Origin of the sequence: Rufibacter roseus, assembly GCF_001647285.1 — a bacterium.
Lineage (GTDB): Bacteria > Bacteroidota > Bacteroidia > Cytophagales > Hymenobacteraceae > Nibribacter > Nibribacter roseus.
This window is the reverse complement of sequence record NZ_LRML01000003.1, coordinates 135,176-151,659: the sequence shown is the minus strand read 5'-3', so window position 1 is coordinate 151,659 and position 16,484 is coordinate 135,176. Positions and strand designations below refer to the sequence as shown.

The following is a 16,484-nucleotide window of genomic DNA, read 5'->3' as shown; positions in this document are numbered from 1 at the left end:
ATTACCCAACCCGATAACTGTTTATTGCACACTGATAACTGCCTAAATGCCTAACCCCGCGTCTTCACTGCCCAACCTGCTCAAACAGTACCAGCGCCGTTTGCTCAACCTGAGCGGCTCCAACAAATCCTTGTTGCTGCTCAAGCCATCGGCTAGTTTGCATTTAGATGTTCATGCCCTTGACCAGGCGCTGAAAGGCTCTTCGTTCAGTTATGTGCAGGAGCTGTTGGCGGGAAAGCAGCAAATAGCTTTGTGTGAAGTAGCCGATGCCCGTGATGCCGCTTTAGCACCGCTGACGAAGCAGCTGAAGAACATTCAACGGCGGGCACACATGATTTGGGAAGAGCGGGGCGCCAAAGAGTTGTTCGTGGGGTGGCCGTTTGTGGAAGGTGCTTTCCCAGACGGCACGTTGGTGCGCTGCCCGTTGCTGTTCTTCCCCGTGGAACTGCGGGTGAGCGAGAAGCGGCAATGGCAACTGGTGCGGCCTTCGGGTACGCCTGCTTTCTTCAACAAAAGTTTTCTGCTGGCCTACGCGCACTACCTCAGCCTGAAGCCCGACGAGGCGCTCATGGAAGAGGATTTTGAGGAGTTTCCGACGGATGACCTGCAGTTCAGAACCAAGCTGTATGAGCTACTGAAGGAAAGCAACGTGGAGGTAAACTTCAACCAAGAGTTGCTGAAAGATACGCTACAACCGTTCAAAGCCTACAAACGCGACGAGCTGGAGAAGTCGTGGAAGCCGGGTCAGCTGAAACTGCAACCAGAGGCAGTGCTAGGCATCTTCCCCCAAGCAGGTTCTTATCAGTTAGCTGATTATGATGATTTACTCGAAAATCCGCCCGCTGAATCGCTGGAGGAACTGCTGCTGCCCGAGACGGAGGTGAACTCGGCGCAGGCGCAACTGGAGCAACAATTGTTTACCGCATTTGACGCCGATGCCTCTCAGGAGGCGGCCCTGCGGCAGGTGAAAGCGGGGCAGAGCGTAGTGGTGCAGGGGCCTCCGGGCACCGGTAAATCGCAGCTAATTTGCAATTTGGTGTCTGACTACTTGGCGCGGGGCAAGAGCGTTCTGGTGGTGTGCCAAAAACGGGCGGCATTAGATGTGGTGTACCAGCGGCTATCTACCACCGGCTTAGACCAGTTCTCAGCGCTGGTGCACGACCTGAACCTAGACCGGCCGGCGGTTTTCGCTAAAATACGGCAGCAGATTGAGCAGGTAGAGGAGTACCAGCGGCAGAACGTAGCGTTGGGTAACATTCAGGCGGAGCGGCAGTTTCTGGAGGTGAGCCGCCGCATCAACCAAATATCGGAGCGGCTGAACGACCTGAAAGAAGCGCTGTTCGATACCTCGGTTTGTGGCTGGTCAGTGAAAGAACTGTACCTGCGCAGCAACCCGCGCGCACCGCACCTCTCCGCTGAGGGAATTTACCTGCACTTCACCGCTGAAACCTGGCAGGAGTGGCGGCCCCGGCTGCTGCATTACCTGCAAGACGCGGCCTTGCTGCAAAGCTCGGATTTCCCGTGGAACGACCGCCGTTCTTTCCATCACCACACCTGGGCCGAGCGCCAGAAACTGACGCAGCTGCTCAATGAGATTCCGGCTACCTCCCAAGCCGTAGCCCAGCAGGTACAGGAGCTGTTGCCACCAAACGCCGAGCCTTGGGATGCACTGCAGGCGCTGGTACAGGAACTGCCAACATTGCAATCCGTGCAGGAGGCCCTGAAAGACAAAGCCGTTTCCCGGCTGTTTTTCGGAAATCTGACCCAAACCAAAGAGTACAAACAGCGCGAGGAGCAACTGGCCCAACTACAAAAAGAAACCGCTGCCGCCCAAACTAAACTGACACTGGCCGAGGTGCAGGAATTGTCTCAACTGCTGGCTGCCTATGATAAAGCGCACAGTGGTTTCTTGGGCAAAATCCAATGGAGCTTCTCCAGTGACAAAAAGAAATTATCGGCATTTGCCGAAAGCAAAAAGCTCACGAACCCAGACACCGCGGTAGAGCACCTGCGTAAGGCGCTGCAGGGGTGGGAGGGGCTTCAAGCACAATGGAGAAACTTGCAAGAATTGGAGCCTACGTTAGAGCTACCTGCAGATGTGTATGGCCGAGAGTCGGCGCAGGAGCTGGAGGCACTGCAGCTGGCTTGGGAGCAGCGGAAGGCCCTGCAGAAACTGATGGCCTACGAGGTGCTGCCCGATGAACTGCTACAATTCAGAGCTGAGCGTTTTAAGGCTGTTTTCGCCGAAACACTGCCAAATCTCCAGCAATTGCAGGCTCAGATGCGGGAGTGGGAGCAATGGCTGACTTCCTCTCAAATAGAGCAGGTAGCCATAGACCCAGCTGCCGCTCCTGCCTTAGCCCAGAGCCTGGTAGACAATTTCGACCGTCTGGTGTCTTTTGATGCGTTGGTACACACGCTTTCGCCGGAACTGCGAGCGTGGCTGGATGAGCTGCGAGCGGCAGTGCCTGAAGGTCTGGAAGCGCAGTTGCAGGCGCTGGAGAACAGTGTGCTACTGGCTTGGGTGCAACATCTGGAGAACCAATACCCCGTGCTCACCATTGTCAGCACGGGTGAACTGGAGCGACTGGAAGCGGAGCTGCAGGAGAAGATAAAACAGAAGGCCGAGCTCAGTCGCCAAATCATTCTCCTGAACCTGCGCGAGCAGACCTACAAAAACATGGAATACAACCGGCTAGGGAACCCGGTCACCTATAAACGGCTCCTCACGCAGGTAAGCAAAAAGCGCATGCTGTACCCGCTGCGCAAACTCAACGCTGAGTTCGGTGGCGAAATTCGGCAGCTGTTGCCTTGTTGGCTGGCCTCACCTGAGACCGTGTCAGCGCTGTTTCCGCTGGAGCGGGTGTTTGATTTGGTGATTTTCGATGAAGCCTCACAATGTTTTGCCGAGGTGGGTATACCCGCCATGATGCGCGGCAAACAAGCTGTGATAGCCGGTGACGAGCAGCAACTGGGGCCATCTGATTTGTACCGCGTGCGGTTCGGCACTGAGGAAGAAGAAACCGAGGAACTGCTGGTAGAGTCGCTGCTGCAGTTGAGCGCCCTGCACCTGCCACAGACCCTGCTCTCGGAGCATTATCGCAGCCAGTACCCGGAGCTCATCCAGTTCTCGAACCGCAACTTCTACCGCGACAAACTGCAGCTGATTCCGCGCCGCGAGGCCATGAATGCCGCCGAGCCTGCTTTGCAGTATATCAAGGTGGACGGCCTTTGGGAAAACCAGACTAACCGCGTAGAGGCGGAGAGGGTGCGTGACCTGGTGTTTGAACTGATGGCGCAGGGCGAGACCAATATCGGCGTAATTACATTCAATTTTCCGCAGCAGCAGCTGGTGCAGGATTTACTGGAAGAACACGCCCTGCAGCAGAACATGAGACTGCCAGAAGAACTCATCGTCAAGAACATTGAAAACATTCAGGGCGATGAGCGGCAGTACATCATATTCTCTGTAGGCTACGCGCCCGATGCACAGGGCGTGGTGCGGGCCATGTTCGGCAGCCTAAACGCGGCCAAAGGCGAAAACAGGTTGAACGTGGCCATTACGCGGGCTATTAAGCGGGTGTATCTGGTAACGAGCCTGTGGCCGGAGCAGTTTCCGGTGGAGAATACAAAACACATAGGGCCGAGGCTGCTCCGCGATTACCTGGCCTTCGCGCGAGAGGTGTCCAGCAACGGCTTTCAGCCGCAGCCTACGCCACCCGCCGGCATCCCTTCAGCACTGCTTTTGTACCCTGCTTTGCTGGAAGAGTTTAAGCAGAATAGTACAAAACCGGAAATATCGTTGGAACTTCCCTTTGCAGACCTAACTTTCCGTAACGGCGGGAGCTATGAGGCCGTAGTGTTAACAGACGACGATTTGTACTTCCGCCGCCCTTCTGCCAAGGCCTCTCACGCCGATGTGCCCCTGCGTTTAAAAGCCCGGGGCTGGAAATTTGGAGCCGTGTACAGTCGTCAGTTTTGGAGCCAGCCCAACCAGGTGTGGCAGAGACTAACCGAACTGTACGAACATGATGCGTGATAAATTACTTGAAATAACCACGGGCTTGTGCCTGCTCGTTGCTGTTGCCTGCGACTCTAGCACCGCTAAAGGCGATGAGAACAGCGCTGGCCTTTTCTCTGAAAAGAAAGAGAAGAAAAAAGACAAAAACCCAGCATCGGAGGGCTTTGCTGTCAACAACAACTATGATTTAGAGGAGTTGAGCAAGATGGGCAAAAAGAAAGTGCCCGAAAGCTCTGGCCTGGAAGCCTCTCTAGACGGAAACTTTTGGACGCACCCAGATGCGGGCAACGACGCGGTTTTGTACAAGGTAAACCAGTCTGGTGACCTGCTGGAAACCCTTCCTATTGACCGCGCCAAAAACAACGACTGGGAAGATTTGGCGCGCGGGGAAGACGGTTTTCTGTACATAGGCGACATGGGCAATAACGACAACGACCGCAAAGACCTGCAGATTCTGAAAGTAGACGAAAAGGCAAAGCGCATTGTAGGCACCATTCCTTTTAAATACGCTGACCAAACAGAATTTCCGCCGTCAAAGAAAAACCAAAACTTTGACGTAGAGGGTTTCCTGATGCACAATAACGCTTTCTACCTCTTCACCAAAAACCGCGGCAAAGGAGATTGGGTGAAGCTTTACAAAGTAGAGAATAAAACAGGTGCCGTGCAAACCGTGGCTCCCCTGGACAGCATCCAAATCAGTACCCAAATCACTGCTGCTGACATTTCGCCAAACGGCCGGCACATTGCTTTGCTAGGCGAGGGCTGGGCTTACCTTTTTGTAACCGACAGCCCTGACAATGTCTTCAAAGGCAAAAAAGAGCAGATTCCGTTAGGGAAAGTGGGACAGGCCGAGGGGCTGGTGTTTTTGAATGACACTGATTTCATTATTTCAAATGAGGGTGGAAAGCTGTATAAATTGACAAGAAAGCAGTAGTTAATTATACTTCAAATTTTCTGACAGGGTCTCCTGTTTTACCCATTTCTTAGCCGTTACACCAAGCAATTAGTTATACCTACCAAATTATGTTTTTAGCTTATTTTTTAGAAATAGGCTAAGAACATAGCTAGCATATCTCATTGCGGAAGTACAGGAAAGCATGCTTTGCTTATTTATGGTCATGAGAATTGAGACAACTATAAGCGTAACTTGAAATTGTAGCCTCTCCTTTTATTTATAAAACCTTTTATCAGAACCTCCTTTCATTTTTCAAATTCCCTAACAATGTTTTTCTATGCAGATTCCCCCTTTGAAGGGGGCGAAGGGGGATGTTTACACCTGCTGGTCCACGAATTGCTGATCCCGTTCTCAAAAATATTTCCACGGCTCTAATGATAGAGCTAATGCTGCCGTTTAGGACAGGTCGCCACCTGTCCCTACATTTTGAAAATCACAACACTAAAAGATGCTACGGTGTTAGTGTATTATGAATAGATGTTGCTGTCATTTGTAAAAAGCGGAGGTGCCAAAAACAAAAGGCCTTGCTGAATTTCAGCAGCTTTTGTAGGTTCTAAAGACAGTTAATTAGTCACGGTCGTTTCTGGAGGAACGTCCGCCGCGGTAGTTGCCGCTTGAATAATCATCGTCATTGTCGCGGTACTGTGAACGGTTTTCATAGCCAGAGCCGCCGTCGCCGTAGCTAGACATGCCGCCTTGGTTTCGGCTGCCGTAGCCTCCGCGTGAGCCCATGTCTGATGATGACGAACCATAGCCGCTAGAAGAACCTTGGCTGCTGTTGCCTTGGCCGTAGCCGCCCATGCCGTAGTCACGGTTTTGGCCACCATATCCACCACCGGTCATAGAACCGCCGTGGCCATGTTCCTGTGCTCCGTTTCTAGAGCCAGTTCCGGAAGATTGATATCCGCCACGAGAGCCCATGTCATTGCCTAGGTTGCCATAGTTAGAGCCGCCGAAGCTGCCTCCGCCATAGCCACCGTAGTTGCCACCTTGTGATCCAGAGCCAGACCCGTAGTTTGAGCCGCCATAGTTACTGCCGCCCATAGAAGAGCCGCCTTGTGAACCGTAGCCACCTTGCGAGCTACGTGACCCAAAGTCGCCACCTTGGGCGTTATACGTGCTGTAACCACCGCGGTCACCATAGTTTCCGCCGCTCATTGAGCCGTAGCCGCTGCTGTCGCCGCCTTGGTAGCCACCACGTGAGCTTCCTTGCCACTCTTGGTTACCGCCTCTAGATGAACCGTAACCGCCACGTGATCCCATGTCTGAGCCCATGTTAGAGCCGTAGCCGCCTCTTGAACCCATGTCATTGCCATAGGAGCTAGAGCCATAGTTGCTGCCGCCTCCCATTGAGCCCGAGTTGCCGTAGCCACCTTGGCCGTAGCGGGAACCACCTTGGTTTTGGGTGCTGTAGCGGTTTCCGCCCTGGCTGTAACCTCCGTCAAAATCAGAGTTGCCGTCATAGCCGCCGCGCGAGCCACCTCTTGATCCGTATTCTTCACCATAAGAACCTCCTCTGGAGCCCATTGACCCGTAAGAGCTGCTGTTTTGGTTGCTGTAGCCTTGGCTGTATCCGCCGCCGCTTCTTCCGTGGTCGTTGCCGTGCATGCCATAGCCGCTTTCAGAGCCGTAGCCCATCTGGTTTCCATAGTAACCTGAGCCACCGTAGTTGCTGTAACCGCCACGATCAGATTCTGAGCGAGAAGCGTTGCCGGAGTAACCGCCTTGTGAGCTCATGCCCTGCGGGTTTTGGCCCATAGAGCCATAGTTGCCGCCGTAGTTTCCGCCGCCCATAGAGCCGCCACGGTAGTTTTGGTCGTCGTGGGTGTTGTAGTTTCCGCCACCGAAGCTTCCGCCGTAGGTGCCGCCTTGAGACTCGTAGCCTCCTTGGCCTCCATAGTTGCCCTGGCCATAACCGCCGTAGCCGCCTTGGCCTCCGTAGTTGCCTCCGCCTTGCGAACCATAGCCTTGGTTGTTGCTGTCGTTTCCTCCTTGTGAGCCAGAGTTGCCATAACCACCTTGTCCGTAGTTAGAGCCACCTTGGCTGCCGTAGCCTCCCCGTGAACCCATGTCAGTAGATCCGTAGTTGCCTTGGTTACTGTTGGAGTTTCCTCCGTTTTGCATTGAAGAGCTGCTCTGGTTTCCCATGTCGCCGCCTTGTGAGCTGCCATAACCCATGTTGCCACCCATTGAGGCTGATGAGCCTGACATTGAGTCGCTGTTGCTGCTCATATCTGAAGAAGAACTTCCTTTAGAAGATGAGGAAGATTTGCCGGTAGCAGATTTACCACTGCCAGATTTAGATGAAGTAGAAGAGGCACCAGATTTTGAACTTGCCTTAGGCGTAGAAGATTTGCTGGTGCTGCCTTTGCTGCTACCCGAAGAGGTAGAAGATTTCTTTGAAGAGGCTGAGCCCGAAGTTGAGCTGTTGGTAACGCTTTCTCCGGTATTGCCTGAAGAGGCGCCGGTACCCATGCTAGTAGTAGAGCCCGAAATACCAGAGGCGCTTACTCCAGAAATATTGGCGTCTGAGGTGGAGGTTTTACCTGTGCTGCCCGATGAAGATGATTTAGAATTTGACTTACTGCCTGAGCCGGTAGATGAATTTAAGTTGTTCTGATCGTCATTCTGATTTTCTTTCATAGCGAATTCTCCTTAGTTAATGGTTATAGAATGTTAGTTGGGTAAGCTTAACATTGCCATAGCATTAAAGAAGAAGAGACACTATGGCAAGTGCTTATTCTATACGAGTGGTTTGTAGCATGGTTAAGAATGGGAATGTTAAATCACAGTTGTCATTTTTAGCTCTGAAACTTACCGAATAGCAGAAGTTGGTTTGTTATAGAGCTTTAGGAGGAGGCCTTGGAGATAATTGTTGGGAGTGAAATAGGAATATATTTACTCCTCTACACATCAGGTTTATCCCTTTCGCTGTAGCTTATCTGGGTCAGGGTGCAGCAATTCATCAGCGTCTTCTTTCTCTTCCTCGTCTGGGGTAGGTACCTCATGCTCCTTGGCTTCCTGAGGCTCATAGCTGAGGCGAATAAAAATAGGGAAATGGTCAGAGCCGAAGAACCCCAAGCACTTCATTCTTATAAGGCGGAATGCAGGGTCATAGAAAACGTGGTCCAGAGAATATCTGAAGAACGGAACAAAGGCATTGTACGTGTTGTAGAAGCCTCGGCCAATGCGGGGATCCAAAAGGCCGCTGATCTTCCGGAAGAGGTTAGTGGTGTAAGACCAGGCTACATCATTCAAATCACCGGCTACAATACTTGGGTAAGGGGAGTCTTTCGCCATTTTAGCAACGGTTAGCAGCTCAGCCTCGCGCAGGTCTGTGTCTTTGTTCAGGTGGGGCGGCTGTGGGTGCACCGTAAACAGATCAAACTTCTTGCCGGTAGGCAATTCCACCACGGCATAAAAAGATGGAATGCCATCTTCTACCAAATACCTAACCTCAGTATTGCTCAGCTTAAACTTGCTGAAGAACATCATACCATAGGTGTTTTCCAGAGGCTTTTTGATGCAGTACGGGTACCGTTCATCTAACTCTGAAATGGCTTGGGCCCAAGCATGGTTGGGCTCGTTGATCAGCAGCATGTCAGGATCTGTTTCACGCACCACCTGCAAGAAACGGTCGTACCTTTTATTGGACATACGCACGTTGGAGATCATAAACCCGAAGGAGTTTTTTGGAGCCTTAATTTTAGAGCGCAGCGCCTGTGGGCGTACAAGAGGCGTGAATTTATACACATGCACAGCCTGGTTGATAATGGCTACCACCATTAACCCAGCAAACAGCTTCTGCGAAAGCATTTCATACCCGTACAGCCAGCCATAAAGCCCCATAACCATGAGCAACAACGTCATGACCTGTACCCTCGGGAAATCCATCATTCTTATCCACCACTGGGTGCTTTTCACCAGGGTGAGTAAAGAAAACAGAATACCTATTCCGCCAAGTATTTCTAAGAGTATGCGCATATAAAGGGTAAGGGGTAAGTAGGTACAAATACTCGGAATAGGTAGACAGGGTTACCTTAGTTAAATTGTACCCAGGCTATAAAAAGGAAAAGCTGTTTTAGAGCCGTTTTTAAAAAACCAGCCCTAAAACAGCTTTGTGTTGAGGAGTTTATTAAACTTATTGCTGAGCCTGCACCTTCTCTACCCTTACGCCAATAGACATAATACCGGGTAAGGGATCTTGGCGCATATACTGGTTTAGAATAAGTTTATAAGTGCCCGACCGCTCAAATCTAATATTCTTCAATGCTCTGAATCTGTGGTCAAACAAATCGCCTGCTCCGCTGCCTCTGGGTTCGCCGGTTTTAGGGTCCATGAGGAGCATTTCATGCAGCGCCGAGCTTATTTGCTTTCCATCTGGGCCAATGAGGTAATGCCGAAGGTACAAGTTGTAAAATGGGTACTGAAGGGCATTTCGTACGTTGAAATACACATTGTACTGGGCGGTAGTGTCAGCTATCTCAAAAGTAAACGAGGGGGCCAGATCTATAGGCCACAAGCTTTCTTTTATGTCTTGATTCTCCTCATATACCCGGTTTGCATCGCAGCTGGTAAGCAGGCCTATGAGACAGAACAGCGTGGCAAAGACTAAACTGTTTTTTTTCATGACGCGTCACCTTTTGTTGTGGAAGATGGATTGGCAGAATTACCGGGTTTACGGTTTCTATGATTCCGGTTACGGCTTTTCCGAGGCCGCTGCTCACCTTCTGGGCGCGGAGTACGCTCTGCTCCCTCTACTGCAGCGGAACTGGTAGGTGCGGTTGCTTGAGGAGCCTGCTTTTGCCGTTGCTCCTGAGGCGGCCGTGCATTCTGGCCCTGCGGCTTTTCGGCGCGGGGTGGTCGGTTCTCCCTTGGCTGCCTGTTAGGGTCACGCTCCGGACGGTTTTTGCCAGAAGGCTGTGACTGTCCTTTGGGTTGATCGCCGCGCTCTGGCCTTGGCTTGTTTTCAGCCGCTGCCGGTCGGGCTCCGGGCCGCTCAGGCTTCGGTCTGGGCTCGCCCAGGTTCAGACGGCCAGAAGGTCTGTCTTTGCGGGTTTCAGGGGTTGGTGAAGCCTGAGCCAATACCTCTGCTGCTGCCGTGGTTGTTCCGCTGCTGCCGCCTTTTCCTTTTTTCTTGTTACGCTTTTTCTTGTTTTTGTATTGATCGTCCAGGCGATCCAGATTCCCCTCAAGGGCTTCTACAAAGTCAACTACTTCCGCCTGTTGCTGCTTTTTTACTTCCTCAGCCAGGTTCTCAGGCATGTCGCCGGCAGAATTCATTTTCATGACTTCGTGCACGCGCTCCACAGTTACCGGAAACCAGTTGCTGTCGCCGCGGTAACCGAACCACATGATGCGACGGAAGATGTCAGTCTTCTGCAAGTAGGCCTCACCAGCTTTTGTTTGCAGCGGCCGGTTTACGTTCGGGATGTCTTTGAGGGCATCCATGTACGTTTCCAGCTCATAGTTGAGGCAGCACTTGAGGCGACCGCACTGACCGGAAAGCTTGCTGGGGTTCAAAGACAGGTTCTGGTACCGCGCAGCAGTGGTAGATACGCTGCGGAAATCAGTGAGCCACGTGGAGCAGCAGAGCTCGCGGCCGCAAGAACCAATACCACCTAAACGGCCAGCTTCGTGCCGAAGGCTGATCTGGCGCATTTCAATTCTTATTTTGAATTCCTCGGCTAGTTTCTTAATCAGCTCTCTGAAGTCTACACGATCTTCAGCGGAATAAAAGAAGGTGGCTTTGGTTTTATCGGCTTGGTACTCTACGTCTGAGAGCTTCATCTTGAGTTTGAGCTCCTGCACAATGGCCCGGGCCCGGTACATGGTGGTAGATTCCTGCTCGCGTGCGGCATTGAACTTCTCCATGTCTTTTTCAGTGGCCACTCGGTAGATGCTCCGGATCTCGTCGTTGTTCTGAACCTTTTTCTTGTTCATCTGCAACCGCACCAGTTCACCTTTTAAAGACACGTGGCCAATGTGGTGGCCATTGGGTACATCTACTACTACGGCATCGCCGGTAATGAGCGGCAGCCGGTTAATGTTCCGGAAAAACTCTTTACGGCCGCCTTTAAAGCGTACCTCTACCACATCAAACTCTTTGAAAGACACGGGTATTTCCATGTCTGAGAGCCAATCAAATACATTTAATCGATTGCAGCCTCCCGTGCTGCAACCGCCGTTGCTTTTGCAACCCGCCACTGCTACCTCGGTGCCATCGGCAGAGGTAGTGGTTTTGGAGCCGCAGCCGCCACTAGAACATGAACTACATCCCACAGGTAAATCCTTTTATATAGATAATTCTTGTTTTCACAATTAACATGGTGCAGGCAAAGCGCATCAGTGGCATGGTCTAAAGACCTTATGGTGCCTGTGCTTGTAAATCAAAGCTTTGAATGCCGCATTCGTTGAAATGTAGCAATTAAAACCTATTTTATCTCCTTTTGCCTGAGACCCTAATTAACAAATATAATAACTTAATCCGAATTAAGCCGAACAACAGACTAAGTTATGAACAGGCTGTTTTGGGGCTGTTTTTTGAAAAACGGCGCCAAAACCCATTCGGGTAGCTAACAAAAAAGGTGCTGCCTCTTGTTCAATCTTGTGGTTTGTGGCAAGGTCAAACAGCAGCAAGAGCAGGCATTTACAGTCCTCTTAAAGTAGTGTTTTCACAGGAATGGCAGTAGGAGAGAAGCCGATCCAGAGCATTTTTAGGAGCAAGCAATAATTCAGCATATCCGTAAGTTTTGATGCCGACAACCTATTTTGTTTCTTCGCCTCATTACTTGTACGTTTTTCTCTTATGACATTCTCTTTTGCAGACACGGCCACTGTGGCGCAGCTTTGCACACTCTTCAATGCCGCCTTTGCTGATTATGTGATCCCCATGGTTCTGACGGAGCCGGTGCTGCAAATGAAGCTGTTGAGGGATGGTACCAAGCCTGAGCTTTCTCCTGTGGCCATGGATAAAAACGAGCCGGTGGGATTTATTTTGAACAGCCTGAGCAGTTGGCAGGGCAAAAGAACAGCTTACAACGGTGGTACGGGAGTGGTGCCTTCGGCCAGGGGGCAGGCGCTTACGGAGCAGATGTATCAGTTCTGCGTGCCGCTACTAAGGCAGTATGGGGCGGAGCAGTGTCTGCTGGAAGTTATTCAAGAAAACACCAGAGCCTTAAAAGTCTACAAGCGCTTAGGCTTTGACATTGTCCGAACCTTCAGGTGCTTTAAGCAAACGAAGCCTGAGGTACAGTGGCATACACATAAGGCAGAAGACATTGTATTGAAAAGGGTAGCCTCTCCGAATTGGGAGCTTTACCAAACTTTCTGGGACATGGAGCCAAGCTGGCAGCACCACACCGCAGCCGTTGACAGAAGCGCTTCTTACGTGCAGATAATTGAGGCGCAAACGCAAGGGAAATGTATAGGCTACGGAGTGGTATATTCCATGACGGGTGCTATTGCCCAATTGGCTGTTGCCCCCGACTGGCGTAACAAAGGCATTGGTCAGGCATTGATGCAGGAGCTGATGGCTTCGGTAGAAACTCCAGCCGTGACAGTGGTGAATATTGATGCGAACCGAGGTGAGAGCCTTCTTCAGTTTCTGGAAAATAGAAACGTAGCCGAAACCAAAGGCCAGTTTGAAATGGTGAGGGAGGTGTAGTTAGGTTATTTATGAACCTGATTTTGGGCATTTTTTCGTAAAACAAGGCTAAAACAGCGGCGCAGGGTGATTCTTGAGCTATGGGTTCTTTCTGCTGGTGAACTTATAGATAACAGTTAAGCTGATAACACTGCTCATTCTTTGCTCAAATTACGCAGCAACAGCTAAATACTTTAACTTATATACTTCTCTCAAGCAAAGAATGAAAATGCAACCCACAATAAGAGAGTATACGGCATCAGACAAACCAATGGTGCTCCATCTGCTCCGGTTGAACACTCCTGAATATTTCTCTCCAGAAGAAGAGCCAGACCTAGACCATTATCTAGAACATGAAATAGAGCAGTATTTTGTGGTGGAGGTAGAGGGTGAAGTAGTAGGCTGTGGAGGCTATAATTTCTCAGAAGACTTAACGGTAGGTAAAATAAGTTGGGATATTATACATCCTGATTACCAAGGCAGAGGAGTTGGCGGTCAGCTTTTGCGTTTTAGAATTGATAGGCTAAAAGAGCTAAAGCATGTACAGGTAATCTCCGTCAGAACCTCTCAATTGGTGTATAAGTTTTATGAGAGAAACGGCTTTACGTTATTAGAAGTGGTGAAAGATTATTGGGCACCCGGGTTTGATCTGTACCGGATGGAATTGAAGGAATAACGACAAACAGCCGAAACTATATAGCTCCTGATACAAGGAGGCCCGGCAGATGTACATCTGCCGGGCCTCCTTGTATCAGGAGCCAAAGAACAGGTAAGAGTTAATCTCTCTCTCCGCTCTTCTTGCCCAGTTTCCAGGCGGCAATGGCGGCAATGGCAAATATGCCTATGGCTGCTTTTTTCATGATGGTGGAACGGTCATGTTTCCAGGAGGCTTTCATGCCACGCTCCGCGAAGATGTTGGGCACGTGTCCTTTCTTCAGGTCATCAATAATGCCTTCTACCACGTTAACCCTATCGGCTAAAAGTAGGGGCAACCAATGGCCATAACTCGACTCCCCATACTGGAAGGCGTACCGTCTAAGCTTGCCGCTCAGGCCGCTAGGCGGCACCGTGCCGCCAAAAACAGCGGTAATGTTGGGGCGCTCGTTCGAGTGTAACACTTCCACATCAATAGGCTGTTGGGTAGGTCTATCCCAGGTGTAGCCTGCATGCTCGGCGTTGGTTCTTTTCTTCATGGGGTATGTCGGGTCGTTTTTAGGATCCGCGTCAATGCCCCAGCCTTTTATGTGTTCAAATTTTTTTGCTAAGTCTTCCATAGTGTTTAAATATTTTACATTCCAGCAGATGGTGGAATAAGAACAGGCTTAATGCAGTTGTCTAACTTATCGGCAAAAATGCGATAGCCGTCGGCAATTTCCTCAAGAGGAATGCGGTGCGTAAGCAGTGCCTTAGGATTGATAACGCCGTTTTGCACGTGCTCAATCATTCTGGGCAGCAGACGCGGCACTGAGGCTTGGTTGGCTCTTATGGTAATACCTTTGTTCACCACGTTGCCAATTGGCACCAAATTGTCTGTTGGGCCATACACGCCTACTATTGAAACAATGCCACCTTTCTTTACTGAATTAATGGCCCAGTGCAGGGCAGTGGCAGAGCCAGCCTGCAATAAAAGTTTGCGGCCGGTAATAGTTTGCATGGCACTGCCAGCGGCTTCGGCCCCCACGCAGTCAATGCAAACATCGGCTCCCAGAGAGTCGGTAGTACGTTTTACAAACACCACGGGGTCTTCTATAGACTCAAAGTTATAGGCTTCGCACTGGGCGTAGTTTCTGACAAACTCCAGGCGGTATTCTTCTCTGTCAAACACAATTACTCGGCCTGCACCAAAAAGCCAGGCACATTTGGCGGCCATGATTCCAACTGGTCCGGCCCCGAACACTACTACGGTGTCACCGGGCTGTATACCGCCCATTTCGGCAGCCTGGTAGCCGGTTGGTACCACGTCAGTAAGCATAACGGCATCATCCAAGTCCATACCCTCTGGTATAACAGTTGGGCCTACATTAGAGTAGGGTACCCGCACGTATTCAGCCTGACCTCCGGCGTATCCACCGGTGATGTGGGAATAGCCGAAAATACCGCCAGCCGCTGTGGCCTGTGGGGCAGCTTCATGGCAGTTACCGTATAGTTCCTGCTTACAGAAAGCACATTTACCGCAGGCAATGTTGAATGGTACAATGACCCGGTCGCCTACTTTGACTTTGGTTACTTCAGTGCCTACTTCCTCTACCACTCCAATGAACTCATGCCCAAAGGTTTCTCCTACGCGAGTGTCAGGTACGTTTCCGTTATACAAGTGTAAATCTGAACCGCAGATACATGAGCGGACAACCCGAACAATGGTATCTTCCGGATGCTTTATTTCAGGCATTGGTTTTTCTGTGATCCGGACCCGCTGTGGGCCCCGGTACTCCATAGCTAACATAAGATTTCTCCTTTGGGTTAAGTGAGACAAATTGTTCTTTAGTGCACAAATAGTCATGTGCCACTCCACCTTGGGCAAAGCTAAAGTGAAGCAGTTGTGACTATTAGATACTAGCCCCGCTGTTTAAAGTTGCAGCAGCGGCGAACTGTAGATAAATACGTGCTTCAGCAGATATGGATGAAAGAGAGAAATAAAGCTTCTGTTTTCGATCTTTTTTTAAAAAAATCAGATCGAATACAGAAAGATATCTACAGTTGGTGAGTTAGGTGAGAATACAGCATTGCTTTGTACTTTTAGGCCGGAGATAAAGAGAGCGCTTCAAAACCAAAATGAATTAGATACAGGAACTTCAAACATGCCCATTACCACCAGACCTATTCAGAAAGAAGACAACAAAGCCCTGGCTGAGCTAATCCGAAAAGTATTCAGGGAGTTTAAAATAGACATGCCCGGCACAGTGTACACAGACCCCACCACCGATGTTTTGTACACCTATTTCCAGACACCCGGCAGTGGCTATTTGTTGGCCCAATTAGATGGAGAGATGATAGGCGGCTGCGGCGTATACCCAACTGAGGGGCTACCGGAAAGCTGTGCTGAGTTGGTGAAATTTTACCTATCCGCTGAGGCCAGAGGAAAGGGAATAGGCTCACGGTTGCTTCAGGAAAGTATTATAATGGCCAAAGAGTTAGGCTACCGGCAGCTGTACTTAGAATCCTTCCCAGAACTAAGTAAAGCGGTTAGCATGTATGAAAGAGCCGGATTCAAGCTAATACCTCATGCCATGGGCAACTCCGGCCATTATGCCTGCACCATCTGGATGCTGCTGGATTTAGAATAAGAACTGTTAAGAGGTGAAGGTGTTTTCGGGCTGTTTTCTCTAAAGCAGCTCAAAAACAGGAAGCTAATCTGCTGAAACAAAGAGAAGTGAATTGGTGAACAGCAAGATAAATGCTACATTAACTACACCAAACTGCGCTCACATGAAAACCACGAACTACACCAACACTTTTATTGCGGTAGCAGAAGATTGCCCAGTGGTTGCCGCTGAAGTTCCGCCCCAGAAAGGAAGTGACAAAACAGTTGCCAACCTGCAGTTTGAAATGCTGCATGCGCAGCCATACCAATACACCTCAGATGAAGTGCTGTTTCAGGTGTTCGCCATTAAAAACGATTTATCTCCAGACGAGTTAGAGACCGAAAGACAGAAGTTCTTTTCTAAGGGGCAGGCTTGTTTCAGGGCATCACCGCTCACTAAGCGCTACGGCTGGGGCGTGCACCATAGAGAAGACGGTAAAATGGCTCTCTACGCCGTGGAATCTGCCGAATACCAGAAACTGGCGGAAGATAAAAACTTGAAAAACGTTAAGGCCATGCGCAGCAAACGCGGCTAAAAATCTTCAATTTTCCTGTGTCGTTT

The 16,484-nt window shown here is 50.3% G+C and carries 13 protein-coding genes; 7 read left to right on the top strand and 6 right to left on the bottom strand.

All coding sequences use genetic code 11. From position 1 onward, the window contains the following. The first annotated feature begins 46 nt into the window (after positions 1–46). Together A8O23_RS04665 and A8O23_RS04660 are read left to right on the top strand one after the other, a co-directional pair. A complete protein-coding gene (locus A8O23_RS04665) occupies positions 47–4,039 on the top strand; it encodes an AAA domain-containing protein (protein ID WP_066617388.1) in 3,993 nt (1,330 codons plus the stop codon). After that, positions 4,029–4,955 carry a hypothetical protein gene (locus tag A8O23_RS04660; RefSeq protein ID WP_066617385.1) on the top strand — a complete coding sequence of 309 codons (927 nt, stop codon included), beginning with the start codon at positions 4,029–4,031 and terminating at the stop codon, positions 4,953–4,955. The genes A8O23_RS04665 and A8O23_RS04660 overlap by 11 nt, the downstream gene beginning before the upstream one ends. A 588-nt stretch (positions 4,956–5,543) precedes the next feature. Here A8O23_RS04660 and A8O23_RS04655 read toward each other — a convergent pair. Continuing rightward, the gene (locus tag A8O23_RS04655; RefSeq protein ID WP_153042074.1) at positions 5,544–7,187 is read right to left on the bottom strand and encodes a hypothetical protein; all 1,644 of its coding nucleotides are present in this window, start codon (positions 7,185–7,187) and stop codon (positions 5,544–5,546) included. Here A8O23_RS04655 and A8O23_RS04650 point away from each other — a divergent pair. Continuing rightward, positions 7,153–7,596: a hypothetical protein gene (locus A8O23_RS04650; RefSeq protein ID WP_066617380.1), complete on the top strand. Its 444-nt coding sequence runs from the start codon at positions 7,153–7,155 to the stop codon at positions 7,594–7,596. The two genes, A8O23_RS04655 and A8O23_RS04650, sit on opposite strands and share 35 nt — an antisense overlap. Before the next feature lie 299 nt (positions 7,597–7,895). On the opposite strand, the gene A8O23_RS04645 is transcribed toward A8O23_RS04650, so the two are convergent. The 3 genes from A8O23_RS04645 to ricT all read right to left on the bottom strand — a co-directional run bounded on the left by A8O23_RS04645 (position 7,896) and on the right by ricT (position 11,105). Continuing rightward, positions 7,896–8,960, bottom strand: a complete 1,065-nt coding sequence (locus tag A8O23_RS04645) for an endonuclease/exonuclease/phosphatase family protein (RefSeq protein ID WP_066617378.1) — start codon at positions 8,958–8,960, stop codon at positions 7,896–7,898. Between the two features lie 157 nt (positions 8,961–9,117). Next, entirely contained in the window at positions 9,118–9,606 is a 489-nt protein-coding gene (locus A8O23_RS04640) for a gliding motility lipoprotein GldH (RefSeq protein WP_066617376.1), read from the bottom strand. Beyond that, on the bottom strand, positions 9,603–11,105 hold the full coding sequence (gene ricT / locus A8O23_RS04635; RefSeq protein WP_066617372.1) for a regulatory iron-sulfur-containing complex subunit RicT: 1,503 nt from the start codon (positions 11,103–11,105) through the stop codon (positions 9,603–9,605). Before ricT ends, A8O23_RS04640 begins: the two co-directional genes overlap by 4 nt. A 679-nt stretch (positions 11,106–11,784) precedes the next feature. Between ricT and A8O23_RS04630 the strand changes: the two genes are divergently transcribed. Continuing rightward, a complete protein-coding gene (locus tag A8O23_RS04630; protein WP_066617369.1) occupies positions 11,785–12,642 on the top strand; it encodes a GNAT family N-acetyltransferase in 858 nt (285 codons plus the stop codon). Between the two features lie 208 nt (positions 12,643–12,850). After that, positions 12,851–13,297, top strand: coding sequence for a GNAT family N-acetyltransferase (locus A8O23_RS04625; RefSeq protein WP_204377676.1), 447 nt, complete (start codon positions 12,851–12,853; stop codon positions 13,295–13,297). A 100-nt stretch (positions 13,298–13,397) separates the two neighbouring features. Here A8O23_RS04625 and A8O23_RS04620 read toward each other — a convergent pair whose 3' ends face one another. Continuing rightward, positions 13,398–13,895: a hypothetical protein gene (locus A8O23_RS04620; RefSeq protein WP_066617364.1), complete on the bottom strand. Its 498-nt coding sequence runs from the start codon at positions 13,893–13,895 to the stop codon at positions 13,398–13,400. Between the two features lie 14 nt (positions 13,896–13,909). Continuing rightward, on the bottom strand, positions 13,910–15,064 hold the full coding sequence (locus tag A8O23_RS04615; RefSeq protein ID WP_066617361.1) for a zinc-dependent alcohol dehydrogenase: 1,155 nt from the start codon (positions 15,062–15,064) through the stop codon (positions 13,910–13,912). A gap of 355 nt (positions 15,065–15,419) precedes the next feature. Here A8O23_RS04615 and A8O23_RS04610 point away from each other — a divergent pair, with 355 nt between their 5' ends. Then, positions 15,420–15,905 (top strand): GNAT family N-acetyltransferase, encoded by a 486-nt coding sequence (locus A8O23_RS04610; RefSeq protein ID WP_066617358.1) that lies wholly within the window; start codon positions 15,420–15,422, stop codon positions 15,903–15,905. A 142-nt stretch (positions 15,906–16,047) separates the two neighbouring features. Continuing rightward, a complete protein-coding gene (locus A8O23_RS04605; RefSeq protein WP_066617355.1) occupies positions 16,048–16,458 on the top strand; it encodes a DUF6157 family protein in 411 nt (136 codons plus the stop codon). Positions 16,459–16,484: the final 26 nt, after the last annotated feature.